The sequence below is a fragment of the Armatimonadota bacterium genome (genome assembly GCA_031460175.1).
Taxonomy (GTDB): Bacteria; Sysuimicrobiota; Sysuimicrobiia; order Sysuimicrobiales; family Sysuimicrobiaceae; genus Sysuimicrobium; species Sysuimicrobium tengchongense.
In genome coordinates, this window is sequence record JAVKGW010000001.1 from 453,194 (window position 1) to 478,946 (window position 25,753).

At 69.6% G+C, this 25,753-nt stretch carries 28 protein-coding genes and 1 riboswitch; of the genes, 12 read left to right on the plus strand and 16 right to left on the minus strand.

The window, feature by feature from the left end:
- Positions 1-333: 333 nt before the first annotated feature.
- The 9 genes from QN206_02330 (at position 334) to QN206_02370 (ending at position 6,621) form a co-directional block, all read left to right on the plus strand.
- Positions 334-801, plus strand: a complete 468-nt coding sequence (locus QN206_02330; GenBank protein MDR7613644.1) for a helix-turn-helix domain-containing protein — start codon at positions 334-336, stop codon at positions 799-801.
- 61 nt (positions 802-862) lie between these two features.
- On the plus strand, positions 863-1,516 hold the full coding sequence (locus QN206_02335; protein MDR7613645.1) for a chlorite dismutase family protein: 654 nt from the start codon (positions 863-865) through the stop codon (positions 1,514-1,516).
- On the plus strand, positions 1,513-2,004 hold the full coding sequence (locus QN206_02340; GenBank protein ID MDR7613646.1) for a pyridoxamine 5'-phosphate oxidase family protein: 492 nt from the start codon (positions 1,513-1,515) through the stop codon (positions 2,002-2,004). The genes QN206_02335 and QN206_02340 overlap by 4 nt, the downstream gene beginning before the upstream one ends.
- A gap of 12 nt (positions 2,005-2,016) precedes the next feature.
- Positions 2,017-2,418 (plus strand): hypothetical protein, encoded by a 402-nt coding sequence (locus tag QN206_02345; GenBank protein MDR7613647.1) that lies wholly within the window; start codon positions 2,017-2,019, stop codon positions 2,416-2,418.
- A complete protein-coding gene (gene hemE / locus QN206_02350; protein MDR7613648.1) occupies positions 2,415-3,440 on the plus strand; it encodes a uroporphyrinogen decarboxylase in 1,026 nt (341 codons plus the stop codon). The genes QN206_02345 and hemE overlap by 4 nt, the downstream gene beginning before the upstream one ends.
- Complete coding sequence (hemH, locus tag QN206_02355) at positions 3,427-4,350, plus strand: ferrochelatase (protein ID MDR7613649.1); 924 nt, start codon at positions 3,427-3,429, stop codon at positions 4,348-4,350. Before hemE ends, hemH begins: the two co-directional genes overlap by 14 nt.
- 32 nt (positions 4,351-4,382) lie before the next feature.
- Entirely contained in the window at positions 4,383-5,345 is a 963-nt protein-coding gene (locus tag QN206_02360) for a ring-cleaving dioxygenase (GenBank protein ID MDR7613650.1), read from the plus strand.
- A complete protein-coding gene (locus tag QN206_02365; protein MDR7613651.1) occupies positions 5,342-5,707 on the plus strand; it encodes a metallopeptidase family protein in 366 nt (121 codons plus the stop codon). Before QN206_02360 ends, QN206_02365 begins: the two co-directional genes overlap by 4 nt.
- 2 nt (positions 5,708-5,709) lie before the next feature.
- Positions 5,710-6,621, plus strand: coding sequence for a homocysteine S-methyltransferase family protein (locus QN206_02370; GenBank protein MDR7613652.1), 912 nt, complete (start codon positions 5,710-5,712; stop codon positions 6,619-6,621).
- Here the strand turns inward: QN206_02370 and QN206_02375 are convergent.
- From QN206_02375 to QN206_02450, 16 genes are all read right to left on the minus strand, one after another.
- Positions 6,587-8,872, minus strand: a complete 2,286-nt coding sequence (locus QN206_02375) for an NADP-dependent malic enzyme (GenBank protein MDR7613653.1) — start codon at positions 8,870-8,872, stop codon at positions 6,587-6,589. The two genes, QN206_02370 and QN206_02375, sit on opposite strands and share 35 nt — an antisense overlap.
- Positions 8,873-9,046: 174 nt before the next feature.
- The gene (locus tag QN206_02380; protein ID MDR7613654.1) at positions 9,047-9,472 is read right to left on the minus strand and encodes a prepilin-type N-terminal cleavage/methylation domain-containing protein; all 426 of its coding nucleotides are present in this window, start codon (positions 9,470-9,472) and stop codon (positions 9,047-9,049) included.
- Positions 9,469-11,700: a DUF4900 domain-containing protein gene (locus QN206_02385; protein MDR7613655.1), complete on the minus strand. Its 2,232-nt coding sequence runs from the start codon at positions 11,698-11,700 to the stop codon at positions 9,469-9,471. The genes QN206_02380 and QN206_02385 overlap by 4 nt, the downstream gene beginning before the upstream one ends.
- Positions 11,701-11,713: 13 nt before the next feature.
- On the minus strand, positions 11,714-12,319 hold the full coding sequence (locus QN206_02390) for a hypothetical protein (protein MDR7613656.1): 606 nt from the start codon (positions 12,317-12,319) through the stop codon (positions 11,714-11,716).
- Positions 12,309-12,731 (minus strand): type II secretion system protein, encoded by a 423-nt coding sequence (locus tag QN206_02395; GenBank protein ID MDR7613657.1) that lies wholly within the window; start codon positions 12,729-12,731, stop codon positions 12,309-12,311. The genes QN206_02390 and QN206_02395 overlap by 11 nt, the downstream gene beginning before the upstream one ends.
- Before the next feature lie 30 nt (positions 12,732-12,761).
- Positions 12,762-12,846: riboswitch (cyclic di-GMP riboswitch) on the minus strand.
- Positions 12,847-13,723: 877 nt separating this feature from the next.
- Positions 13,724-14,494 (minus strand): molybdate ABC transporter permease subunit, encoded by a 771-nt coding sequence (modB, locus tag QN206_02400; protein ID MDR7613658.1) that lies wholly within the window; start codon positions 14,492-14,494, stop codon positions 13,724-13,726.
- Positions 14,495-15,274: a molybdate ABC transporter substrate-binding protein gene (gene modA, locus QN206_02405; protein MDR7613659.1), complete on the minus strand. Its 780-nt coding sequence runs from the start codon at positions 15,272-15,274 to the stop codon at positions 14,495-14,497.
- The gene (locus tag QN206_02410) at positions 15,271-16,380 is read right to left on the minus strand and encodes a substrate-binding domain-containing protein (protein MDR7613660.1); all 1,110 of its coding nucleotides are present in this window, start codon (positions 16,378-16,380) and stop codon (positions 15,271-15,273) included. The genes modA and QN206_02410 overlap by 4 nt, the downstream gene beginning before the upstream one ends.
- A gap of 64 nt (positions 16,381-16,444) precedes the next feature.
- Positions 16,445-17,116, minus strand: coding sequence for a phosphopantothenoylcysteine decarboxylase (locus QN206_02415; protein ID MDR7613661.1), 672 nt, complete (start codon positions 17,114-17,116; stop codon positions 16,445-16,447).
- A gap of 36 nt (positions 17,117-17,152) precedes the next feature.
- Positions 17,153-18,307 (minus strand): glycosyltransferase family 2 protein, encoded by a 1,155-nt coding sequence (locus QN206_02420; GenBank protein ID MDR7613662.1) that lies wholly within the window; start codon positions 18,305-18,307, stop codon positions 17,153-17,155.
- A complete protein-coding gene (gene queG / locus QN206_02425; GenBank protein MDR7613663.1) occupies positions 18,304-19,452 on the minus strand; it encodes a tRNA epoxyqueuosine(34) reductase QueG in 1,149 nt (382 codons plus the stop codon). The genes QN206_02420 and queG overlap by 4 nt, the downstream gene beginning before the upstream one ends.
- Positions 19,428-19,787 carry a nucleotidyltransferase domain-containing protein gene (locus QN206_02430; protein MDR7613664.1) on the minus strand — a complete coding sequence of 120 codons (360 nt, stop codon included), beginning with the start codon at positions 19,785-19,787 and terminating at the stop codon, positions 19,428-19,430. The genes queG and QN206_02430 overlap by 25 nt, the downstream gene beginning before the upstream one ends.
- Positions 19,754-20,143, minus strand: a complete 390-nt coding sequence (locus QN206_02435; protein MDR7613665.1) for a HEPN domain-containing protein — start codon at positions 20,141-20,143, stop codon at positions 19,754-19,756. Before QN206_02435 ends, QN206_02430 begins: the two co-directional genes overlap by 34 nt.
- Before the next feature lie 56 nt (positions 20,144-20,199).
- Positions 20,200-20,562, minus strand: coding sequence for a DUF4870 domain-containing protein (locus QN206_02440; protein ID MDR7613666.1), 363 nt, complete (start codon positions 20,560-20,562; stop codon positions 20,200-20,202).
- A gap of 124 nt (positions 20,563-20,686) precedes the next feature.
- Positions 20,687-21,139, minus strand: coding sequence for an Hsp20/alpha crystallin family protein (locus tag QN206_02445; GenBank protein ID MDR7613667.1), 453 nt, complete (start codon positions 21,137-21,139; stop codon positions 20,687-20,689).
- Positions 21,140-21,211: 72 nt separating this feature from the next.
- Positions 21,212-22,231: a 7-cyano-7-deazaguanine synthase gene (locus QN206_02450; protein ID MDR7613668.1), complete on the minus strand. Its 1,020-nt coding sequence runs from the start codon at positions 22,229-22,231 to the stop codon at positions 21,212-21,214.
- A gap of 83 nt (positions 22,232-22,314) precedes the next feature.
- Here QN206_02450 and QN206_02455 point away from each other — a divergent pair, with 83 nt between their 5' ends.
- The 3 genes from QN206_02455 to QN206_02465 are packed head-to-tail and all read left to right on the plus strand — an operon-like array spanning position 22,315 to position 25,719.
- Positions 22,315-23,892 carry a glutathione ABC transporter substrate-binding protein gene (locus QN206_02455; GenBank protein MDR7613669.1) on the plus strand — a complete coding sequence of 526 codons (1,578 nt, stop codon included), beginning with the start codon at positions 22,315-22,317 and terminating at the stop codon, positions 23,890-23,892.
- Positions 23,892-24,812, plus strand: coding sequence for an ABC transporter permease (locus QN206_02460; protein ID MDR7613670.1), 921 nt, complete (start codon positions 23,892-23,894; stop codon positions 24,810-24,812). The genes QN206_02455 and QN206_02460 overlap by 1 nt, the downstream gene beginning before the upstream one ends.
- Positions 24,813-24,840: 28 nt before the next feature.
- Positions 24,841-25,719 carry an ABC transporter permease gene (locus QN206_02465; GenBank protein ID MDR7613671.1) on the plus strand — a complete coding sequence of 293 codons (879 nt, stop codon included), beginning with the start codon at positions 24,841-24,843 and terminating at the stop codon, positions 25,717-25,719.
- Positions 25,720-25,753 lie beyond the last annotated feature (34 nt).

Genomic DNA, 25,753 nt, shown 5'->3' on the forward strand with positions numbered 1-25,753 from the left:
GGGGAAGGACTCCGCTGGGCCCGTTGGGTTTCTCCGACCACCGCGCGCCCGCGGTGGTCCCTCCCACGCCGCCCGGCCGGCGGCTTGCCGCAAGTATACGCAGCCCCCCTTCCCCCTGTCAAAAGGGGGAAGGGGGCGGAATTCCCCTGTTCGCGCCGTGCGCGGGAGCCCGGAAGCGTCCGCGGGACGAGACCCACGGCCACGGGCATCGCCTCACCTCAGGGACCCCCTGCATCCGCAGGCGAGCCGTACGTATAACACAATTGTGAATTCGATTCCGAGAATGATACGATGGAGTCACACGGGAAACGGTTCTCCTTTTGGAGGTGCGCCTTGTCCGACATCCTCCACATGGCGGTAGAGATCGTGAAAACCCAGGCCGCCCAGCGGGAGATGAGCGCGGCGGAGATCGCGGAGTACCTCCAACGGACGGTGCATGCCCTGCAGACCGCCCTCCACGGCATCGGGGCGCCGGAGAAAGCCGCCCCGGCCGGGGAGGCGGCACCCCAAGAGGGCTTGGAGACGGCTCCGGCCGCGCCCCGGACCCTCCGGGTCGAGGAGGCCGCGAAGTACCTGGGCCGAACCCCCATGACGGTGTACAAATACATCCACCAGGGGAAGCTCCCCGCCCAGCGGGTCGGGCGTTCGTTTTTGATCCGCCTGGAGGATGCCCAGGCCCTCAAGCAGGAGCTGGGGCGTACCGGCCGCCGGAGCCCCCGTCGGGCTGCCGGGGCCCGGCCGAGGAGGCGGGTGGCTTCCAGGGCGGCGGCGGGCCGTCGCCGGGGGACCCGGAAGGCCTAGCGCTCCGGAGACCCCGGGACGACGTGTCCGGGACAAACGGGCGTCCTTTTGGGAGGGAGAGATGGAGCTGGCGAGGGTCCACGGATTTCTGTTCTTTCAGGTTCCGACCGGGGACCGAGCGCGACACGGAGGCGGGCGGATACGGGAGGCCTTCCACATGGCCGCGGGGCGGGACGGCGTGGTGGCGGTTTACGCCTACAGCCTCTTGGGATTCCGGGCGGACGCGTCCCTCGGAGTGTGGATCGCGGCTTCGCAGGTGGAGGCGTATCGAGCCGCCGCCCGATGCCTCCTGCAGGCGGATCTCCCCTTACGGGATGCCCTGTGGGGCTTCGTCCGTCCCTCCCCGTACACGGGCCGCAGCGGCACCACCATGCGGGTTCCGGGGCCGCGCAAGCAATACCTCGTGGTCTATCCTTTCACGAAGACCCACGGGTGGTACCAGCTGCCCGTGGAGGTCCGGCGCGCCATGATGACGGAACACGCCCGGGTGGGACACGCGTACGAGGACATCGACCAGCTGTTGCTGTACGCTACCGGGCTTGCGGACTGGGAGTTCGTGGTGGCCTACGAGACGGACGACCTGGAACGGTTCAGCGATCTCGTGGTGGCCATGCGCGGCACCGCGGCTCGGCCGTACACCCTGAGGGACACTCCCATCTACACCGCCCGGTACGGCGGCGTGGACGAGGTGCTGGAAGAGGTGTTCGGCCCGTGACGGATCCCCTCCGGGTGCTCCTGGACCTGCTGGAGGAAAACCGGGTCATGACCCTGGCGACCGCGGGGCCCGAGGGGCCTTGGGCTGCCCCCGTCCTGTACGCCTGGGAGGGGACGGCCCGCCCCCTCCTCTATTTCATGTCACGGCTGCAGACCCGCCATGCCCGGGACATCCTCCGCACCCCACAGGTGGCCGCGGCCATCCACCCGCCGTACACCCGACCCCTGCGGGGCGTGCAGTTGAGCGGAACAGCGGAGCCGCTGCGGGGAGTCGCCGCCGCGCATGCCCTCGAGCTCTACCTCGCCCGGTTCCCCTCCGCCCGCGGGCGGTTTCCCGCGGAAGCGGTCCTCGCGGAGCGGTCCGAGGTCCGGTTCTTCCGGCTTACCCCTCAACGGATCTTCGTCCTGTCCGAAGCGCACTTCGGCTGGGGCGTGCGGCGGGAAGTCCTCCTCGAACCGGAACGCGTCGGGGAGCGGGCATCCGGGTAGGCCCGCAGGTCGGTGAAGGTCGCCGTTTTCCTGCACGTCCTGGCCGCGGCCACCTGGGTCGGTGGGAACGTGCTCTTCTTCCTGGCCGCTCCCCTCCTGCGTCGGGAGGACCCCGGAGGCTTTCGGGCGCTCGGGCGGGTCTTCCGAACGGTTTCGTGGGCGGCGGTGGCGGTGCTGGTGCTCACGGGCCTGTGGTTCCTCGCCACGGGATGGGACCCCCGCGGTGGCGTCCTGGCGGTGAAACTCCTCCTGGTGACCGCGGCCCTCGTCCTCAAGGTCGCCCACGACTTCTGGATCGCGCCCCGGGCCGTGCACCGGCGCGGTCGGTTCGTCTCCCTCGCCACCGGGATTGGCCGCACGAACCTCGCCCTGCAGCTCTTCATCCTGTACCTCTCGACCCGCCTGGTCCGATGAGGGACCGGATTCTCCGCGCCGCCCGAGCCGAGCCCGTGGACACCACGCCCGTGTGGTTCATGCGGCAGGCGGGCCGCTACCTCCCGGAGTACCGGGCCCTGCGGCGTCGGTACCCCATGCGGGAGCTCCTCCGAACCCCCGAGCTCGCCGCGGAGATCACCCTGATGCCCCTGCGTCGCCTGGACGTGGATGCCGCCATCCTCTACAGCGATCTCCTCGTGCCCCTGTGGGGCATGGGGCTGGACTTCCACCTCGCGGAGGGAAGGGGGCCCGTGGTGCGGGTGGAGGTGGAACGCCTGGCGCACCTCCCGGAGCTCGATCCGGACCGGGTCCGGTTTACCTTCGAAGCCATCCGCCTTCTGCGGAGCGCCCTGGACCGGCCCCTCATCGGATTCGCCGGGGCTCCCTTCACCGTGGCCGCCTACCTTTTAGAGGGACAGACGAGCCGTGACTGGCCCCGCACCCGCGCCTTCCTCCACCGGCATCCGGACGTGTGGCACCGGCTCCTGGACATCCTGGCCCGAAACCTCGGCCTGTACCTCCGGGCCCAGGTGGAGGCCGGAGCGCAGCTCGTGCAGATCTTCGACTCGTGGGTGGGGGTGCTCTCCGGGGAGGACTTCGTGGCTTTCGTCCGGCCGTATCTCGTGGCCATGCTGGAGACGGTGGGCGCCGCCGTTCCCCGCATCTACTTCTCCACGGGGAGTTCTCACCTCCTCGGGCACCTCGCGGATCTCCCCGCGGAGGTGATCGGGGTGGACTGGCGGGTGCGCCTTCAGGACGCCGCGGTCCGGTCCGGGAAGTCCGTGGTGCAGGGAAACCTCGACCCCGCCCTCCTCCTGGGAGAGGAGGCGCGCCTCCTGTCCCGCACAGATGCCATTCTTGAAGAGGGAAGGCGCCTCGCGGGGCACATCTTTAACCTGGGACACGGGGTCCCGCCGGAGGCGGATCCCGGTCGGCTCGCGATGCTGGTGCACTTCGTGCACGAACGCGGTAGGAGGGAGGGAAGGCATGCGGCCCACTGAACCCGTGGGAGTGCTGCTCATGGCGTACGGGACGCCGCGCAGCCTGGAGGAGGTGGAGGCGTACTTCACGCACATCCGCAGGGGAAGACGGCCCTCGGACGAGGAGCTGGAGGACCTCCGGGAGCGGTACCGCAGGATCGGTGGCACCTCGCCCCTGCGGGCCGTCACGGAGGCCCAGGCCGCCTCCTTACAGGCCGTCCTGGACCGCCGGGCGGCCGGGAGGTTCCGGGTGTACCTGGCCATGAAACACGCCGACCCCTTTATCCCGGACGTGACGCGCCGCATGCTCCGGGACGGCGTGCGGGAGATGGTGGCGCTCGTGCTGGCGCCGCATGAGTCCCGCATGATCCTCGACGAGTACCTGGAGTATGCGGCCCCCGTCCTCGCGGAGTTCCCGCAGGTCCGCCTGCACCCCGTGCGCACCTGGCATCTCAACCCCGGCTACCTCGCGGCCCTGGAGGGGCGCATCCGGAAGGCCCTCGGGGAACTCGCGGACCCTGTCGCGGTGGTCTTCACCGCCCACAGCCTGCCCGAGCGCATCCTGGAGTGGGGTGACCCATACCCGCACCGGCTGCGGGAGACCTGTGAGGCTCTGGCCGTCCGCCTGGGGCTCCCGCGGTGGCGGTTCGCGTACCAGAGCGCGGGTCACGGACCGATCCCGTGGCTGGGCCCGGACATCCTGGAGGTCCTGCCGGAGGTCCGGGCGGAGGGGGCCAGCGCGGTGCTGGTGGTCCCCATCGGGTTCGTGGCGGACAACCTGGAGATCCTGTATGATCTGGACATCGAGGCCGCGGAGCACGCCCGAGAGTTGGGCCTTACCTTCCGACGCACGGAGTCCCTCAACGCGGACGGAACCCTCATCGAGGGACTCGCGGACGAGGTGGAACGGGCCGTGGGGATGCGCGCGTAGCGGGTGTTTTGGGGGCATCCGGGAGGTGGGCCATGCGACCGGTGTTGGGCCTGCACCACATCACCTGCATTTCCGGCCCCGCGCAGGAGAACGTGGACTTCTACGCGGGGGTGCTGGGGATGCGGCTCGTGAAGCGCAGCGTGAACCAGGACGATCCTGGGACCTACCACCTCTTCTACGCGGACGCGGAGGGCCGCCCGGGGACGGACCTCACCTTCTTCCCGTGGGCCCACATGCCACCGGGAAGGCTCGGAACCGGGCTTGCGGTGGAGGTGGCCCTCGCGGTCCCCCAGGGGAGCCTCCGGTACTGGGAGGAACGGCTGGATCGGTACGGGGTCAGAGTCGAACCCCGCGAGGTCCGGTTCGGGGAGGCGGTGCTGCCCTTTGCGGACCCGCACGGGCTGCGGCTCGCGCTCGTGGAGGTGGAGGAGCGTCCTTTCACGCCCTGGGGGAGAAGCCCGGTGCCGCCCGAGCACCAGATCCGGGGATTGCACGCGGCCCGGGTGTGGGTTCAGCGGCTCCGGCCGACCGTCCAGTTCCTCACGGACGTCCTGGGCTTTGTGCCCCTCGGGGAGGAGGGGGGCTGGCACCGGTACGGGGTGGCGGGCGGCGGCTCCGGTGCCTTCCTGGAGATCCAGGAACGGCCTTGGGAGGGTCGCGGGCGGTGGGGCGTGGGCACGGTGCACCACCTCGCCTGGCGGGTGGAGGACGAGGACCATCAGCAGGAGGTGCGTCGGAGGGTGCTCCTGGTGGGACTCCGGCCCACCCCCGTGATTGACCGGTTCTGGTTCCGATCCGTGTACTTCTCCGAGCCCGGAGGGGTGCTGTTCGAGCTCGCCACGGACGGCCCCGGGTTCGCGGTGGACGAGGATCCGGACCATCTGGGCGAGCGGCTCGTCCTCCCGCCCTGGCTCGAGCCTCACCGGGCGGAGATCGAAGCGGTGCTGCCGAGACTGGCCTACCCGCCCGTGTCGGAGCCCGCAAAGGCGCCGTGACCCGGAAGCGCTTCGAGCGCCTGGTGGAGGAAGCCCTGCGTACCCTCCCGCCCGAGTTCCGGGGGGCCCTGGAGAACGTGCACGTGGTGGTGGAGGACGAACCCACGCCCGATCAGCTAACCTCCGTGGGACTCCGGCCCGGGGATTGGCTGTTCGGTCTGTACGAGGGGACCCCGCTCCCCGAGCGGGGGCTGGAGCCGCCGTTGCTGCCGGACCGCATCACGGTGTTCATGCGGCCGCTGTTGGAGGCCTGCGCGTCTGAGGAGGAGCTGCGGGAGGAGATTCGGCGCACGGTGCTCCACGAGCTCGCCCACTACTTCGGGCTCGACGAGGACCGGCTGGAGGAGCTGGGGTACGGGTAGGGATGAGGTTCCTCGAGCGCCTCAAGCAAGGACCGCCCATCCTCGCGGACGGGGCCATGGGGACCATGCTTCTCGCCGCGGGCCTCCCGGCCGGGAGGCCCGGAGAGGCCTGGGTCCTGGAACGACCGCAGGCCATCGCCGCGGTGCACCGGGCCTACTTGGACGCGGGCGCGGAACTGATCCTCACGTGCACCTTTGGGGGAAACCGGGCCCGGCTGCACCGTCTGGGCCTGCAAGACCGGGTGGAGGAGGTCAACCGGAGGGCCGTGGAGATCGTCCGGGCCGTCACGGGAGGACGGGATGTGTGGGTGGCCGGGGACATGGGCCCCTTGGGAGAGCTCCTGGCCCCCTTCGGGAAGCGCACGTACGCGGAGGCCGTGGACCTGTTTGCGGAGCAGGCCGGGGCCCTCGCGTCGGCGGGGGTGGATCTCCTCTACGTGGAGACCCTCTCGGACCTGCGGGAGGCTCAAGCGGCGGTAGAGGGCGCGCGGCGGGCCGCCCCGCACCTCCCCCTGGTGGTGACGTTCTCCTTCGACACGCACGGCCGGACGAACATGGGCGTCCGGCCCGAGGCGGTGGCCCAGGCCGCCCGGCAGTGGCAGCTGGCCGCGGTGGGTGCCAACTGCGGGGCCACCCTGGAGATGACGGAGGAAGCCCTCCGGCGGATGCGGGAGACGGATCCGGATCTGGCCCTCGTGGCCAAGCCCAACGCGGGGCTGCCCCGGTTCACGGAGACCGGCCCCGTCTACGACGCCGGCCCTCTGCAGCTCGCGGAGTTCGGCCGCCGGGCCATCGGCCTCGGGGTGCGGGTCCTCGGCGGCTGCTGCGGCACCACGCCCGACCACATCCGGGCCCTGGCCCGAGCGGTACGCGGGGGCGTTAAGCCCGCTGGGCCACCACCTCCCGCACGGTGACGGGCCGGCGCGGGGTCTGGGCATCCAGCACCGCGATGGCCGCCATGTTCACCACCTCCGAGATCTCCGCACCCCGGCTCAGCACGTGCACGGGTTTGGCCATGCCCATGAGGATGGGGCCCACCGCCACCGCGCCCCCGAGCCGTTGCACGAGCTTGTAGGCCACGTTGGCGGCTTCCAGACTCGGGAACACCAGCACGTTCGCCTCCCCCACCAGGGTGGAGAAGGGATAGTCTTCTGCCCGCAGCTCGGGGGAGAGGGCCACGTCCACCATCATCTCGCCGTCCACCATGAGGTCCGGCCGGCACCGTTTCACCAGGTCCGCGGCCTGCGCCACCTTCTCGGACCTGGGGTGGCGGGTGGAGCCGAAGTTGGAGAAGGAAATCATGGCCACCCGGGGTTCCAGATCGAACTCCCGGGCCTTGTCCGCGGCCATGATGGCGATCTCCGCCAGCTCCTCCGCGGTGGGATCGATGTTTACCGTGGGATCCGCGAACAGGTACGCCCGGCCCTCCAGGATCATGAGGTACAGGCCCGCCACCCGACTCACGCCCGGCGCGGGACCGATGACCTGCAGGGCGGGCCGGATCACGTCCGGGTAGTGGTAGGTGAGGCCGGCCACGAACCCGTCCGCGTCGCCCCTGTGCACCATCATGGCCCCGAAGTAGTTGGGCTGCCGCATGAGGGCCCGGGCCTCCCGGAGGGTCACCCCCTTGCGCTGTCGCAGGCGGTAGAGGGTCTGCGCGTACTCCTCAAACCGAGGAAAGCGCTCGGGGTTTACCACCTCGAGCGAGGTGGTGATCCGCAGCTCTTCCATCCGGGCCCGCACCACCTCCTCCCGGCCCAGGAGCACGGGGTGCGCCATCCCTTCCTGGACCAGGATGGCGGCCGCGCGAAGGATCTTGGGTTCCTCGCCCTCGCTGAACACGATGCGCTTGGGTTGTTGGCGGGCCTTGTGGTACACGATCCCCAGCACCTCCCGGCCCCGCAAAAGACGCCGGGCCAGTTCCTCCCGGTACGCCTCCAGGTCCACGTGCCGTCTGGCCACGCCCGTGCGCATGGCCGCCTCCGCCACCGCAGGCGCCACCCACAGGGCCACCCGGGGATCCAGGGGCTTGGGGATGAGGTAGTCGGGCCCGAACTCCAGATGCGCTAAACCGTAGGCCCGCAGGACGGAGTCCGGCACATCCTGCTTGGCGAGCGCCGCGAGGGCATGGCATGCGGCCAGCTTCATCTCCTCGTTGATGGCCCGGGCCCGCACGTCCAAGGCTCCCCGGAAGATGAAGGGGAACCCCAGGACGTTGTTCACCTGATTGGGGTAGTCCGAACGGCCCGTGGCCACGATGGCGTCCGGCCGTGCGGCCCGGGCTTCCTCGTAGGGGATCTCGGGATCCGGATTCGCCAGGGCGAACACGATGGGGCGGGACGCCATGGACCGCACCATCTCCCGCGTCACGATCCCCGGTGCCGAGAGTCCCACGAACACGTCCGCGCCGACCATGGCCTCCGCCAGGGTCCGGGCCGGGGTGTCCGCGGCGAACCGCTCCTTGTAGGGATTCATGCCCTCCGCTCGCCCCCGGTACACGACCCCCTTGGTGTCCACCAGCACCACCTGCTCCCGCCGCATCCCGAGCAGCAGGAAGAACTCCGCGCACGCGATGGCGGAGGCTCCGGCCCCGCTGATGACCACCCGGACCTCGGTGATCCGCTTCCCCACCAGCTCCAGGGCGTTCAGCAGGGCGGCCCCCACGATGATGGCGGTCCCGTGCTGGTCGTCGTGGAACACGGGGATGTCCAGCTCCTCCCGCAGCCGCCGCTCGATCCAGAAGCAGTCCGGGGCCCGGATGTCCTCCAGGTTGACCCCTCCGAAGGTGGGGGCGATGGCCCGGACGATCCGGACGAACTCCTCCGGATCCGTGGCCTCCACCTCGATGTCGAAGACGTCCACGTCCGCGAACCGCTTGAAGAGCATCGCCTTCCCTTCCATCACGGGCTTGCTGGCCAGAGCCCCCACGTTGCCCAGGCCCAGCACCGCGGTCCCGTTGGAGACCACCGCCACCAGGTTGCCCTTGGCCGTGTACCGGTAAGCATCCAGAGGATTCCTGTGGATCTCCCGTACGGGCTCCGCCACCCCGGGCGTGTAGGCGAGGGAGAGGTCCCGCTGGGTGACGAAGGGCTTTGTGATCTGGATGGCCAGCTTGCCGGGCCGGCCCCGCTCGTGGTATTCGAGGGCTTCCTCCCGCAGGGCCATGATCCCACCTCGCGTCTTTGCGTTCTCCCCTCGTCCCATCTGCCCTGCTCGCAAGGAGTTCGCTTCGCCGGAGCAAAACCCTCCTCGAGGCTTCCTTCGGAAAGCCCATCCGAAGATGGGCGCCCCGGATCGTGCTCGCCGCCCCAAGGAGGACTCCGAAGGGAGCGGTTGCCCTTACGGGAGCGTGACCTCGATCCCGCCCGCCCGGCTCACCTGCACGATCCCCGTGCCCGCGCGGTTCTGGAGCCGGATGGTGTACGTCTCATCCGGCTTCCCGAAGGCGTCGAAGGTGACGGTGACGTCCGCGGTAGGAGCAAGTCCCCGGGGGAGTTCGCCCCTGTGGTCGAACCCCCCGCCGCTCCGCCGCACCCAGTACGTGGAGCTCCCCGCGGTGAGGGCCACGGTGTAGGGTTTGCGATCGGCCTTGGCCCGCTCCTGGGCCTCCCGGAGGTCGGTGGCCAGTTGCTCCGTGCCGTAGCGCAGGTCCTGCATGGCAATGCTGCGCCGCCAGCTGGGGAGGGCGAGTCCGAGCAGGAGGGCCACGAGGGCCAGGGCGGCCACGAGTTCCAGGAGGCTCAGACCCCGTTCCCGGGATCTCATGGCGGGGAGAGCTCCTGCCAGCGGGGCTTCTGCCCCGCGAGGCCCTGGGCCTGGATCTGGGGGAGGGTGGTGGTGGGGAAGTAGGGGGGCGCAAACCCGCGGCTGAGCCTCCGGTCGTAGCGGTAGTTGTCCGCATACCCGCTGACGAGCCGCCCGCCGGAGTCCGCGCACCCGGAGACGCCCGCGTACTCCGAGATGAGCCCTCCCAGGAGGTTCAGCTTGCCCTGGGCAGGCCTCCCGCACAGACCTTCCACCACCTGCTCGCTACGGACCCCGTCGTCTACTCCCGGCTGGCCCGCCATGAACACCCCCTGGAGCACGAGGTCGTTGGGGGTACCGGTGGGAATCCGGATCCTCCCGCGCGGGGTGTACAGGCCCAAGATGTTGGTGGGGTTGTCCGTGGGGTCGTAGATGTTCGGCGGCCGTTCGTACCGGAGGTGGTTCGTGATGTACACGTCCCCGCGGGCGGCGATCATCACCTGCTCCCGTTCCTCCACCTGGCCCCAAAGACCGTTCCCCGATCCTGTACCGATCCTCCCGTGCACGTAGATGACGGTGGCGTTCGGGAAGATGTCACTTCCTTGAAAGCCCTTGGGGACGCCCTGGAAGGTGCGGGTCTGGGGATCCGGCCAAGAAGGGTTTGTGACGGTCGTCCGGTTCGTTACCCGGTCGATCTCCACGGTCACCACCTGACCGTTGGCGTGCTCGAACCGGTAGTAAGCCCGGTCCGTACCGGATGCCGGGCAGTACGGATACCCGGGCGTTCCCGGTGGGCAGTTGCTGATGGTGAGACTTCGAAGATCTCCCTGCACGTAGATCCCGCCGAGGAGAGGTTCTCCCGGATCAGAGGTGCCGTTGTTGTTTCGGTCGTCCACCGGCAAATAGACCCCGTCGGGCACCGAGCTCGCGTTGTCGGGGAGCTCCGGAATCCGCTCCCGGACCGCCCGGTTCCACTGCGCATCGGTCCAGGAATTCGGGCCCGTATCCTGCGGGTCCAGCCCCAGGCTCACCGCCCGCTGGGCGATGGCGTCCCGGTCGGTGACCCGTCCCGGGGGGTTGAGGGGCACCACGATGGGATCGATGGTGGGTGTGGTGGGATCCGCGTCGAACCCCCGGGTGAAGTTGGCGGCCGGGTTGTCGGCGTCGTCACCGTAGTTCGTCGGAGTGCAGTCCGGGAGGACGGGCGCTGCCCTCCGCTGACCCCCGACCACCCACTCGTTGGCCTCCAGCTCTGTCTCCACCGGGCCGGATCCCGAGATCCGGCGGAACCCCGCGCGGGTGCTGGTGCTGGTGAGCCGCGTGGCCTGGATGCGGCCGGGGTCGCAGGGGGTGGAGGCATCGGGGGTCCCGAACTTGGGGAACCCCCAGAACCAGAACTGCCCGTTGGTGTGCACCGGTCCGTCGTAGCTCTCCTCGTGGCCGAAGTAGACCCGACTGCCACTGCTTAAGCTAAAGATATGCGTGAAGACCAGCCATTGGGCAAAACTCTGACTCCCCAGGACCGCCCGAAGCTGGCCCTCCAGCGTCACCCGCCTCCGAAATTGAGGATCCACGTATCCCTCCGCCACCACGCGGTACTCCAGGGGGATCAGGTAGGTGGTGGGCGCCGCTCGGTCCCGGTGCACCGGACATTCGTTGGTCTCGCTGGGCGGTTCCTCCCGATCCCGACAAACCCGCAGCCCTGCCTTCGCGGGACTCCATACCACCACCACGGCCCGGTACCGGCCGTTCCCCAGTGCGTTCGGAGGCACGGAGTCCGTGGAACTTCCGGGAGGGGGGAGCAGGGCCTCATGCGGGGGCGGGGCACCGGACCCGCTTGAGAGGAACTCCAGCTTGCGGTACGGGGAGCTGAGGGACCAGTTGACCCGGAACGCCACCCAGCTGGTGGAAGGGCCGGCGGTCACCCCCAGCAAAGATCCATCGATCCACAGCCTCGTGAAAAACTCCATGGGGCTTTGGGTGGTAAACCACGTGTACATCTCAGTTGGACTCGTACGGAGCGTGGCCTTGTCCGCCGGGTTCGCGTTCACCAGGGCCATGAGGGCCGCCCGGGCGGCCCAGGCCCCGCCCTCCGCGATGGCCAGGCTCTGAGTTCCCCGGTACCGCACCCGGCTGATCCCCCCTTCCTGCCCGCTGAGGTAGAGCACCAACCCTCCGAGCAGGGTCAGGATCAGGATCACCACCAGGACCGAGATCAGGGCCACGCCCCGCTCGTCCTTCCGCTTCATCTTCTCCCCTCCCTCACGGGCACGTGGTCCCGTACTGCCGCAACGCCACATCGCCGATCATCTCCCGCTCCACCGCAGGCGTCCCCATCCGGGTCTCCACCTCCATCCGGATCCGGACGCGGATCTGGGCCACGCTCCCCGGATCCGCGGCCACCTCCCCCAGGGAGGTGTAGTACTCCAGGGCGAAGGAGGGCGCCGCGCCGCCCGCCGGCAACTTCGCCAGGACCTCCGGCGGCCCGAAGGGTTCCGAACCGGCGCCGTCCGGGTCCTCTGCCCGGGTGATGGCCCGGTCTGCAGGATCATAGGCGAACCGCACATAGTAGGGCGTGCTCGTGCGGGGGCTACTTGGAACGCACAAGGCCACGGAGGTGGCGCTCGGAGCCGGGGAAGGGAGGACCCTCGCCGCCCACCTCGCCTCGTCCACGATCCCGTCGAGGGCGGCCCGTACCTGCGTCTGCGTGCGCAGCACCGCCCCCGTATCCCGGGCCGCGGTGACGCCTGTATCCACCAGGGCGTAGATCCCCACGGTCACGAGGGCGAGCAGGGTCAGGGCCAGCAGGAGCTCCAGCAGGGTGAGCCCGGCCAGACCTAGGAGGAAACCGAAGCGCCTACTGGTCATCGCACGCGCTCACGAACTCCACGAGGGGCTCGGTGTCCGGAGCTCCGGTCCGCCACACCCGTACCCGGGGGAAGACGATGGAGAGTGCAGAGCCCGGGTCCAGCCGGTCTACCGCCACGTCGAACCGGTACGGCCCGATGTTGGCGATGCGGTGGTAGGGGGTGGGAAGGGGGATCGGGGTCCGCGGGAGGTCCGTCCAGTTCACCCCCCACACGCAGTTGGGACTCGCCCGGATCTGCTCCAGCACCTGAGTTGCGATGGTGGTGGCGGCCGCGGTCTCGTTGGCTCGGGCCGTGAACCGCATGCCGGCCAGGAAGGTGTACATCAAAAAGACCGCCACCAGGCCAAACAGCACGATGGCCACGAGGATCTCCACCAGGGTGAGCCCAGCTTCCCGCCTCCCGCCGCGCATCACCGCCCCTCGAAGACACAAAACCCGGCCCACTGGTCTGGCCGGGTTCGCCACTGGCTCCGGACGGCACCAGGCGACCACGTCCGCACCGCCCTTCCTCGCCTCCAGACCTACCCTGATCCCCCAGGCGTCAGAGCAACTCCTGTGCCACCTTTGACCCCGGTCCCGCGGGGGCCTGCTCCCCGAACCTCCCCTTGCCCTTTATATGCCCCAAACCTCCGAATTCCCGCTCGCGAATCCCCCATTGGTTATGAAAATTCCTTCGATCGGAGGATGGGCAGCCCGGCGGGAGGGCTGGTTTAGTCAGGTTAATTCCGGGCCGGAGGTGCGATCCGTGGTCAGATGGCTTTTCCTCGGCTTCGGGCTTGGGGTAGTCCTCGTCTTCTCCGCCGGTGAGGCTTCCGCCGCCCTCCTGGCCCGGGGGGTGCCGGTGGTGGCCCTGGGGTCCAGTACCCCGGCAGTCCCTAACTGTCCCACCCTGGAGGGAGAGGTGTGCTACGACCCTACCACCGGGCGGATCGGATTCTACATCCCCCTCAGTCCGGCCTACAGCGGGATCTACGGGGTGACCCCGGTACCGTTCTCGTGGTCTACGAGGACCGCCGGCACGACCCCCGACTCCCGCTGGGGTCCCTTCACCAACCGGAACGCCCTCCGGATGTTCCTCCGGTTCTCGCCCGTGGCCCTCCCGGTAGGCTCTGCAACCCTCACCTTCCGGTTCGAGGATCTGGACCTCGGTGGGGCCAACGATCCCGGGAAGTTCTTTGAGGCCATCGCCTTCTACGATGCCTCCGGGAACCCCGTCTCCGGCCCCATCACGCTCATGAGCGGGAGCTGCGCGCCGATCCCCTGCACCCTCACCGGAGACTCCCGCTACCAGACCATCGTCTTCTCCGACTCCCCCCGGCTCCGCGCCCTGCTCACGGGGGACCCGTTTTTCGTGGAGCTCCGGTTCGGGAGCCGTGCGGGTGGGGACCACAAGAAGAAGTTCGTCAATACCAAGGAGTTCCTTGAGGCCACGCTGGAGACCGACCCCCTTCCTCCGCCTCGCGTCCCGGAACCGCCGAGCGTGCTCCTCTGGGGCGCAGCCCTGGCCCTCGTGGGGCTGCGGAGGGGGAGGAACTCAGCCACCCCACCGCGAGCAGCACCCCGACCGCGACCGCGCTGAGCAGGAGGACGAGGGCTGCCGCCGCGTCCCAGCGGCCTGCCTGCACCGCGTCGTACAGGGCGATGGGCAGGGTCTGGGTACGGCCCGGGATGTTTCCCGCCACCATGAGGGTGGTGCCGAAATCCCCCAACGCCCGGGCGAACGCCAGCGCCACCCCGGCCAGCACACCCCTGCGGCCCAGGGGCAGGAGCACCCTCACGAACTGCTGCAGGGCGCCGGCCCCGTCTATGCGGGCGGCTTCCAGCACCTGGGGATCCACCTCCTCGAAGGCCGCCCGGGCGGTGCGCACCACGAGGGGGAGGGAGGGCACCGCGGCGGCGATCACCGCCCCCTGCCAGGTGAACACCAGCGACACCCCGAAGGTCGCCTCCACCCACTTCCCCAGCGGGCTCTGCCGTCCCAGAAGCACCAAAAGGTAGTAGCCCAACACCGTGGGGGGCAGGATCATGGGCAGGGAGGTGAGCGCCTCCACCACCCCGCGTCCCGGAAACCGCGACGCGGTCAGCACGTACGCGAGCCCCACTCCCGCCACACCCGCGAGCAGCGTGGCCAGCGACGCCACCTTGAGGGAGACCCACAGGGGTGCTGGGTCCAGCTACGGTCCCTCCCCGGGCAGCACGAAGCCGTACCGCCGCATCACCGGCCGGCCCGCAGGTCCGACGACGAACGCCAAAAACGCGCGCGCCTGCTCCTGCTGAGTGGACCGGGCCACTACCCCCGCGGCCTGCCGGATGGGCTCGTGTAGCCGGTCCGGGATGAGCCAGAACCGGCCGCCGCGGGCCACGGGGGGGGCCAGGGCCAGGGAGAGGGCCACGATCCCCACGTCCGCGTTGCCCGACTGCACCAGCTGCAGGGTCAGGCTCACGTTCTCCCCGTACACCAGCTTCGGCCGGACCCGGTCGTACACCCCGCCGTTCACGAGGGCCTGGCGCGCGGCTTCCCCGTAGGGTGCGTGTTCGGGGTTGGCGATGGCCACGTACCGAACCCGGGGATCCAGCAGTACGGACAACCCCCGCTCCACGGGCAGGGGGCTTTCGCGCCGGACCCACAGGACGACGCGGCCCACCGCGTACAGCTGAACCGAGTCCGGCACCACGAAGCCTCGCTCGGCAAGCCGGTGCACGAACGCCTCGTTGGCGGAGAAGAACGCGTCGAACGGCGCCCCGTTCTCCACCTGCTGGGCCAGCTGGCCCGAGGACCCGAAGGAGAAGGTGACGGGGATGCCGGCGCGGGCGCGGAAGGCCTGCCCCACCTCCTCGAAGGCGTACCGGAGGTCGGCGGCGGCCGCCACCAGCAACCCCTCGGCAGGCTGCGTTCCCACCGGCGCCGCAGACGCCGACAACACCGCGGCCAGCAGGACGAGGATCCTCCTCACCCCGCGATCTCTCCCAGCTTCCGGACGCTTCCCGCGGGCGCCGGGTCGTACCCCCCGATGGCCGCGAGCTCCTCCCGGAACCGCCGGCCGGCCACCACGTCCAGCAGGACCCGCACGGGCTCGCGGTCCGTCAGGTCTTCCGGGACCACCAGGTCGTACCGGTGCTCCGCCAGGGGGAGGAAGTCCAGGCCGAACAGCCGCGCCACGGGCAGCACCCCGGGGCCCGCGTCCGCGAGGCCCGTGGCCACCGCCTCGGCCACGGCCAGGTGGCCGGAGAGCTCGCGCCGGTAGCCCTCCAGGCTGTCCACCGGGATCCCCGCACCGCGCAGCCACTGGTCGAACACCAGGCGGCTGCCGGAACCCTGCTCCCGGTTCACCACCCGCACGCCCGGCCGCAGCAGGTCCTCGGCGCTCCGGATGCGGGCACCCGGGCGGAGCATCACGCCCTCCACCCACCGCGCGAGCGTCACCACCAGCGCCGGCGCTCGGCCCAGGGCGTGCCGGATGGTCTGCGTGCCCTCGGGATCCCCGGGCGGGTGGAGGTGGGTGCCGGCCGCGTGCACGAGTCCCTCACCCAGGGCCTGCAGGGCGGCGGCACTGCTGGTGGGGATCCAGTGGACCCGGACGCGGCCGCTTGTTTCCGCAAGCGACCCGGCGATCCGCAGGGCTGGATCGCAGCCGGCCACGAACACCGTGCGCTCGACGTCTCCTCTACCGCCCAGCAACGCCACCGCAGCTCGATGGCCCTTCCGGGACACCACGGTGCCGTCCGCGGGCTGCGCGGCCAGCGGGCCCTCAAGCGGCCAGGCCACCAGCTCCGAGCGGAGCCGGCCCAGCCGGACCCGAGGGATACTCGCCGGTCCCGCCAGGCGGGCCCTGACGGTGGGCGTGGTGGGGACACGGAACAGGTCTTCGACCGCGCAGCCCAGGGCCTCGGCCAGCCTCAGCGCCACCGCGGTGTTGGGCACGTAGCGGCCCGCCTCGATGGCCGACAGGGCCTGTCTGGAAAGCCCGGCAAGCCGCGCCAGCTCCGCCTGCGACAGCCCCCGGGATTCCCGGACCGCGCGCACGTGGCTCTGAAGCTCCGCGGCGACCCTGCGTCCCACGGGGCCAGGATACGTAACGATAGTAGGCTATGTCAACGATTTAGGACGACCGTCCGGTCCTCGATCAAACCCGCGCTCCCAGCCGCTCTTCCAGCAGCTCCACCACCGCTCGGGCGATCTCTTCCTTGCCCAGGGCCACGCGGAGCACCTGTCCTTCGGGCCCCACGAAGTAGCCCCGGTGCTCCCCGCGCTCGATCTCCGCGAGGTCGTTGGCCACCATCACGTCCGCGCGGTTGTGTACGAGGGATTCGTGGGCGATCCGCACGAGCTCCTCCGGGGTCTTGCCCACCTCCATCTTGAACCCCACGAGGAACGTGTGGGGGCTCAGCTCCTTCACGAGCCGGATGGCCTTCGGCGTGGGCACAAGCCGCACCACCCACTCCTCCTCCGAGGAGACCTTTTCGGAGCGCACCTCCGCGGGGGCGAAGTCCAGCACCGCCATGGGATGCACCACCGCGTCGTAGCCTGTGGGCAGTTCTGCCTGGAACACCTGGATGAGGTCCTGCACGGTCTCGATGGGGATGAGCCGGAGGGAGTCCCGGGCCCGGGCCCGGGGCTGGGGGAGCTGGGAGCCGCGGCCGTACACGTAGGTGACCCGGGCTCCCGCCTGCACCGCGAGCTCCGCGATCAGCGCCCCTGTGCGACCGCTTGCCTTGTTGCTGATGTACCGCACGGCATCCAGAGGTGCCCGGGTCGGCCCGGAGGTCACGAGGAGGCGTTTCCCGGAGAGTGGCATCGGACGTTCCTCCTGGGGATTTTCACCACGACACCATCATAGGATCCCCCGGAACCACGCGAGGGGGTAGAACGTCCCCCGCCACTCGATGCCGCCCCGGCGCAGGGCCCGCCACGCGGACCGGAGCAGGGCGAGCGGGAGGGCAAGCGATGCCACGGGGTGGAGGAAGACTAGCCACCATGGGCCTCCTACGAGACCCCGCAGGGTCGCGTAGGCCACAGCTAGGCAAGCCCACACCCAGGCCGCGCACGCCCGGGCCAGGGAGCGGGGCGAGAAGATCGCGAGGGGGGCCATGCTGTGGGCGGCCACGAGTCCCAAGGCCAAAAGCAGGGCGCGCCCAGCTCGAAAATGAGCGGCTGCGAACGCGTTCTTTTCCAGGCCCTCCACAAACCCCCAGACTCCCTCCTGCCACCGTACCCGTACGCTTCCGCGGCTGAAGAGGAATCCCTGCCGGAGGCCCGCGGCCTTGATGAGCCGGCCAAGCTCCACGTCATCCACCACCGAAAGCCGCAGCCGCTCCACCCCACCGATGGCCTCCAGGGCCGTCCGGCGCACCAGGTTAAAGGCACCGATCCCGACGTGGCCCCGGGAACGGGGATCCGCCACCCCGCCGAGCTCCTGCCGCACCCCGAACAGCAACCCGAAGACCGCCACCACGGCCCGCTCGCCGATGCCGCGCAGCTCCAGGTGCGGGAAGACCGCGAGGTGGTCGAGCCCTTCCCGCTCCGCAGCGCCCACCGCCCGGGCCAGCACATCGGGCCCGAAGACCACATCGCCGTCCGTGAAGAGCACCCAGGCCTCCGTGGCGCCCTGGACCCCCGCGTGCAGGGCGTGGGGCTTTCCGAGCCATCCCGGAGGGAGCCCGGTGATGGGCACCACCTCTAACCGAGGATCTTCCGGACGGAGGCGCTCCAGGATCTGGGCCGTACGGTCCGTGGACCGGTCGTCCACCGCCACCACCCGCAGATCGGGATACCGCTGCGCGAGAAGCGACCGGATCGTCCGTGCCACCCGGGCCTCTTCGTTCCGGGCCGGGACCACCACCCGCAACGGGGGAAGCGGTCCCTCCGGAATCGGTACGTCCTCCAGAAAGCGGGGCCGGTACGTACCCCGATATGCCCAGACCGCATAGGCCCAGAACAAAGCCCCCGTCGGGGCGCACAGGTCCAGCAGCCTCCCGAGGGCCCTCACGGTGCGGAGATCTCCGGGGTCTGCAGGGCTTCCAGGAGTTCTCCCCGTACCGCGGGGTCGGGTTCTACCGCGAGCCGTGCCCGCAGGGCCTGCTGGGCCTCCTCCCCGCCGATCCGGCCCAGGGCCCATGCCGCGTGTCCCCGGATGATGGGATCCTCGTCCGCCAGAGCCTTTGCGAGGGCCGGGATCGCGCGGGGGTCCTGCAGGTTCCCCAGGGCCACGGCAGCGTTGCGCCGCAGCCCCTGCCGCTTGGCCCGCTTCAGGGCGCTGTTCCGGAACCGCTCCCGGTAAGTCTCCTCATCGAGATGCAGGAGCTCCACGAGATCCGGGTAGGCCACGTCCCGGCGGGGCGCGAACTCCGCATGGAGGCCCTTTTTCACGAGGACGTTGTGGGGACAGACCTCCTGGCAGACGTCGCACCCGAACACCCAGGTGCCGATGAGGGGGCGGAGGGAACGGGGGATCCAGCCCCGGTGCTCGATGGTGAGGTAGCTGATGCATCGCCGGGCATCCACCACGTACGGCGCCACGATGGCCCCCGTGGGACACCGATGGAGGCAGAGGGTGCAGGCCCCGCAGGAGCCCCGGACGGGCGGATCCGGCTCCAGCGGGAGGTCCGTGAAGACCTCGCCCAGGAACACGTAGGACCCGTGCCCGGTGCGGGTGAGGATCATGGTATTCTTGCCGAACCAGCCGAGGCCCGCCCGCTGGGCCCACGCCCGGTCCAGGGTGGGACCCGTGTCCGCGTAGGGGCGGGCGAGGCGGGCACCGTGGCCGAGGAGATCCCTGCACAGCTGCTGCAGCTTGCGCTCCATCACCCGGTGGTAGTCCTCGCCCCAGGCGTAGCACGAGACGCGGCCGCGCGGACGGCCGTCCTCGGGTTCGGGCGCGTCCCACCGGTACGCGAGGCCCACCACGATCACGGACCGCACCCCGGGCCAGGCTCGCGTGGGGTCCAGGGCCCGTTCCGCGTGCTGTGCCACGTACCCCATACTTCCCTGCATCCCCTGAGCCAGCCAACTCCGCAGCCGCTCCGCGTGGTCAGCCAACGGTTCTGCCCGGGCGATCCCCACGAGGTCAAACCCAAGCTCCCGGGCCCGGGCCTTGACCCACTCGGAGGTCACGGATCGGGTGGCGGCGGACATGTTTCCGGAGCTTCCGGCCAAAGCGCCTGTCCGCTCTCGACGGCCTCTGCGACCACGCACAGTTCCTGCCGCTTGCGGACGAACTCCTCCGGGGTGTAGCACAGGGGTTGGAGGTCCACCTCGAGATCCCACAGGTCCATGATCTGCCGCAGGCGTTCGCGCCAGGTGAGTGCCCGGAACGCCTCGGAGACGAGGAGGAGGTCGTAGTCGCTCGTCTCCAGCTCATCGCCCCGGGCCCGGGACCCGAACAGCAGGACGCGCTCCAAGGGGAACCGCTCGTGGACCCGGTGCAGGAACCGCCTCAGCCGCTTCCAGTCAACGCCGAGGTGACCCATGTCCGGACCCGCTCCGTGGCCTCAAGGAGCATTCCCGCCTTGCGGGCGTCGTAGTTCTCCGCGGGTACCCCGTTGGCGGCATCGGGATACCGTGAGACCGCATACTCCGGATTCAGCAGGCGCAGGTCGCTCATCACCTCCTCCGGAGCCTCCAGCAGCCGTCCCAGCTCGACCAGGTTGTGGGTTTTCGGCGGCAGGGTGCGGCGCAGCTCGATGATGGCTCCCTTCAGCCACTTTTCCGCCGCCTGATGACAGCTGAAGGCCGCGGCGAAGTAAAAACCTGCCTGCGCACTGGCCCGGGCGTGTGCCAGATCCGCCTCCGCCTGCGCAAGCCACCGTCTTGCCTCTTCCCGCATGGCTTCCCATCATCCATGGTATCGCAGGACCCAGCCCGCGCAGGCCCACCGCCGGGCTAGACCTCCCCGAGCATGTACCGGCGGGCGAAGTTGACCACCACGGGGATCTCAAACCGCTCTCCCCGGTAGGCCCGCACCGCGTAGACCACGGACAGCAGCCCCCACGCCACCAGGAAGGCCAGGCCTGCGAGGAAGCGGATGACGATGCCGAGCAGGGGAACGATCGCCACAAGGGCCGTCGCCACGTTTAGGCCCACCCAGAGCACGAACCACCCGAGGCCCCAGAACAGGGCCTGCCACCCGTGGTAACGGAGAAAAGGATCTTTCTTCATCTCCGTGAGAACCACCACCAGGGCGACGATCCAGATGGGGTAGCCGAGGGCTGCGAGGAGCCGGTTTTCGGGCGCTTCCAGGTCCATCTGCGACCTCCCTTCCCGCCGGGTTCTCCCTAACGGTTCGCCCCGAGTGCGCCCATCCCTGCAAAAACGCCGGGCGGGGCCACGAGGCCCCGCCCGGGACCCTCGAGGAGGTCCTGCGGGGTGTTTACTTCACCTCCACGGGCACCTTCCGCGGACGCGCGGCCTCCGCCACGGGCAGGGAGATCTCCAGCACCCCGTGCTGGTAGCGGGCACTCACCTGGTCGGTCTTCACCTCCCCGGGCAGGTTCACCGTCCGCTCGAAGGGCCCGTAGGTCACCTCGCAGAAGAGGTAGTCCTCCTGGGGGATGTCCATCTCCAGCTTCCGCTCGCCCCGCACGGTCAGCACGTTCCCCGTGACGGAGACGTCCACGGTCTTGGGATCCACCCCGGGGAGGAAGAACCGCAGGATCAGGTGGTCCTTGTGGTAGAAGGCCTCCAGGGGCGGGACCCACGAGGCGGCTCGGCTCGCGGGGGCGAGCTGGGTGGAGCCGAAGAAGCGGTCGAAGAGATTGCTGATCTCGCGCTGGATGGCGCGGACCTCCTCAAAGGGATCCCACCGACCCCAACGGGTCAGCATCTCCACCACCTCCCGAGCTGGAGTTTCGGACGCCCGACCTCTGTCTAGGAGGGTCGCAACGTCCAGCTCTACCTATAGCGCGGCTTCCGTCGGCTTGTCAAGTACTTTCACTTGACAAGCCTCAGGGCGCTCTGCCCACCGGAAGGCCACCACGTGAAAGGTCCCCAACCGCCGGTTGCCGCTGGGGAGCCACTCCACCTGGATGGGCTGGGCGAAGTCCGGCTGCATCCGGCCGTGCTGCAGCCAGTGCTGGGCGTGGGGGTCGCCGAGGATGGCGGGATTGGCCTTGGCCACGAGCACCACGGGCCGGTCTACCAGGTGGACTTCGTCCAGCTCCGGGATCTCCCGCAGGGCCAGGAGCACGCGGTCTGCCACCTCCCGGGGTGGCTGGGGCCGCAGGTTCACGAGCCCGATGTTTCGGGAAAGTGGGCCGATGACCTTCACGTTCGCGAGCTCGGCTGGGAAGCCGCAGTCCCGCACCGCCTCCAGGATGACCTCGTTGGCCCGCGCCACGGCCCGGCCGTGGTAGTCGGGGTTGATGAGGGGCTTGAGGAGGTGCTTGAGCTTGCAGCCCTCCCGGCCCGGGTTCTCCCCGATCTTGGTCTGCGGGGGGTCGATGCCCAGTTCCTGCGCGAGCGCCCGGATCTGGGGCTTGTCGAGGTCCAGCAACGGCGCGTAGATCCCGTTGCAGAGCTTCAGGCCCATCTTGCCCCAGGTGTCCGAGCGGTTGGCGCCCGTGAGCACAAGCCGGCCCCGGGATGCGGCCTTCACGAGCCCCAGCTTGATCTCCCGGGTGCAGCGGTTGCAGGCGGGGCCTGCGCTCATGATCCGGTCCTGCAGGGCTTGGCCCAGTAGGCACCGCTGCGGAAGGCCCAGCCGCTCCGCCATCTCCAGGACGATCTCGTTGCCCCGGCGGTAGGCGTACTGTCCCATGTTCACGGTGACGAGCAGCACCTTCTCGGGGCCCAGGGCCTCCTTCGCGAGGGCGGCCACCACGGTGCTGTCCAGTCCCCCGCTGAAGGCCACCACCACCGGCTGCCCCCCCGCGATCCGCCGGATCTCCTCGATGAGGGATTCCCGGAGTGTGGACATCCCGCTTCCTAAATTCCACAGTACCATGTTAAGTAATTTTAGGAAAACGTGTGCATCGGTCGATATCAATGGGGGGATCGGCGGTGAATCGGATCCTGCTGGGTGTTGGGATTCTGGGATTGCTGGTTGCGCTCAGCCTCCCGGGGCAATCTGCCCCCAGAGGGCCCGAGCCGGGAGGGACCCTGATCATCGGGCGTGGGGTGGACTCCGTCACTCTGAGCCCGTACGCCACCGCAGCGCCGGATGCGGAGGTGATCGCCCACCTGGTGGAGACCCTCTACGAGCTCACACCGGAGGGCCGTATCGTTCCCAAGCTCGCGGAATCCATGCCGCGGGTGAGCGCCGACGGCCGCACCATGACCATCCGGCTGCGCCGGGGCATCCGGTTCCACGACGGCACCCCGTTCGATGCCTACGCGGTGAAGTGGAACTTTGACTTCATCTTGAACCCCGAAAACCGCGTGCCCTTCCGGGGCATCCTCCTGGGGGAGGTGACCAGCGTGGAGGTGGTGGACCGGTACACGGTGCGGCTGGTGCTGCGCCGGCCCTTCGTGCCGCTCCTCGCGCACCTCACCCACGACTTCCTCGCCATCCACAGCCCCGCCGCGGTGGAGCGGGCGGGCGGCATGCGTCCCCCGAACGGCGAGCCCTACGGCCGCCAGCCCGTGGGTACGGGGCCTTTCCGGTTCCGGGAGTGGGTGCGCGGGGACCGCATCGTGCTGGAACGCAACCCGGACTACTGGGGTCCCCGCAAGCCTCTCTTGGATCAAGTGGTATTCCGCGCCATCCCCGACGACGGTGCCCGGGTTCTGGCCCTGGAAGGCGGGCAGGTGCATGTGGCGGTGCGGGTGCCGCCCCGGGAGACCACGCGTCTAGCGCTTAACCGGGCCCTGCGCATTGACCGCACGAACAGCGTGCGCACCATCTTCATCGCCTTCAACAACCAGAAGTTCACGGACGTCCGGGTGCGGCAGGCGTTTAACTATGCGGTGAACAAGCGGGCCATCGTGCAGACGGTGCTGGGCGGGGCCGCCCGGGTCTCGGACGCTCCCATCTCGCCCGGAATCGTTGGGTACGCGCCCATCCAGCCCGGCGGGTGGCCCTACGATGTGAACCGGGCCAGGCAGCTGCTGGCGGAGGCCGGGCACGGAGGCGGGCTTACGGTAACGATCCTGCACCCCACGGGCCGGTACGTGCAGGATGCGGCGGTGGCAGCCGCGATACAGGCCCAGCTGCGGGCCGCGGGGATCAACGCACGGCTTCAAACCATGGAGTGGGCCGCCTACCTCGCGTACACAAACCAGCCCGTGGACCGCACCCCCGTGGAGATGTTCATGCTGGGGTGGGGGACGGTGACGGGGGACGCGGACTACGGGCTCTACAGTCTCTTCCACAGCAGCCAGTGGGCGCCCGCGGGATTTAACCGGGCCTTCTACCGGAACCCTCAGGTGGATCAGCTTCTGGATCAGGCCCGCACCGAAACGAACCCGGCCCGGCGGGCAGACCTCTACAGGCAGGCCATGATCCTGATCTGGCGGGATGCACCCTGGATCTTCCTGCACAGCGAGTCCCAGACCACTGGCGTACGCCGGGAGGTGCAGGACCTCGTGGTGCACCCCACGGAGCGGATCCTGGCGCACACGGCCTGGCTACGCCGGTAGTGTGGCGGTACCTCGCGAAGCGGCTGCTGCTCGCGGTCCCGGTCCTGTTCGGGGTCTCCGTGGTGGTCTTCGCCGCCATCCGCCTGATCCCCGGAGATCCCGCCCAGATCATGGCGGGGCAGGCGGCCACGCAGGAGGTGGTGGAGGAGATCCGGAGGTCTCTCGGGCTTGATCAGCCTCTCCCTGTCCAGTACCTGTACTTCCTCCGCAATGTCCTCCACGGGGACCTGGGACGTTCCCTCTTCAACGGGGCGCCCGTGGTGGAGGAGCTCGCGCAACGGTTTCCCCGCACCGTGCGGCTGGCGTTCGCAAGCCTGTTGGTGGCCACCCTCATCGGCATCCCCGCCGGGATCGCAGCGGCCACCCACCGCCTCTCGTGGGTGGACACCCTGGTGATGGTCCTGGCCCTTGCGGGGATCTCCGTCCCGGTGTTCTGGTTGGGGCTGAACCTGATTCTGGTCTTCTCCGTGCGGCTGGGGTGGTTGCCGGCCTTCGGGTACGAGACCTGGCGGCACCTCATCCTCCCCTCCGTGACCCTGGGGACCGCCAGCGCCGCGGTCATCGCCCGCATGACCCGATCCAGCATGCTGGAGGTCTTGGGGCAGGACTACGTGCGCACCGCCCGGGCCAAAGGCCTCCCGGAGCGGGCGGTGGTGTACCGCCACGCCCTCCGCAACGCCCTCATCCCTGTGGTCACCGTCCTCGGCCTGCAGCTCGGGACGCTGCTCTCCGGGGCTGTGCTCACGGAGACCGTGTTCGCGTGGCCTGGAATCGGGCGGCTCCTGGTGGAGGCGGTGCTGGCCCGTGACTACCCCGTGGTCCAGGGCACCATCCTTCTCATCGCCACCACCTTTGTCGTGCTCAACGTGGTGGTAGACGTCCTGTATGCGCTACTCGATCCCCGGATCCGGTATACCTAGGTCGTCCCAGGGAGAAGCGCTCACGCAGATGGCGCCCGCGGTGGATATGCGACACCTCAGGCCCACATGGTCGGCATGGGGTATAGTATGGCGGCAGCTGCGGCGGAACCGCTCGGCCCAGCTTGGTCTTGGGATTCTCACGATCTTTGCCCTGTGCGGGCTGCTGGCGCCGGCGCTCGCGCCGCGCGATCCGTATGCCTCGGACCTAGACAAGAGCCTGCGGCCGCCCAGCCGGGAGCACTGGCTGGGCACGGACGAGCTCGGCCGGGACATCCTGAGCCGCATCCTCTACGGCGCGCGTCTGTCCATGGTGATTGGGGCCCTCGCGGTGGGCATCGGGGTGGTGTTGGGGGTCCCGGTGGGGCTGATTTCCGGGTACTTCGGGGGATGGGTGGATCTGCTAACGCAGCGGCTGATCGATGTGCTGCTGGCTTTTCCCAGCACCGTGCTCGCCATCCTCATGGTGGTGATCCTCGGTGTGGGGCTGCAGAACGTGATGGTCGCGGTGGGCGTGGTATCGGTGCCCACCTACGCACGGCTTGTGCGGGCCCAGGTGCTCTCCCTCAAGGAGCAGACCTTCGTGGAGGCTGCGCGGGCCCTGGGCGCGGGGACGGCCCGGATTCTCTTTCGCCACCTGCTCCCCAATACTGTGGCGGTGCTCATCGTGCAGACGACTCTCCAGGTCGCAAGCGCTATCCTCTCCGCGGCTGCCTTGGGGTTTCTGGGGCTCGGCGTCCAGCAGCCCACCGCGGAGTGGGGGGCCATGCTCTCCACGGCCCGGCAGTACATCCAGCTGGCTCCCCATACCCTGGTCTTCCCGGGGCTCGCCACGATGCTCACGGTGCTGGGGTTCAACCTCTTCGGCGATGGCCTGAGGGATGCCCTGGATCCGCGTCTGCGGCTGTAAATGCACTACACGGTTGAATCTAGAGGGGTGCCGG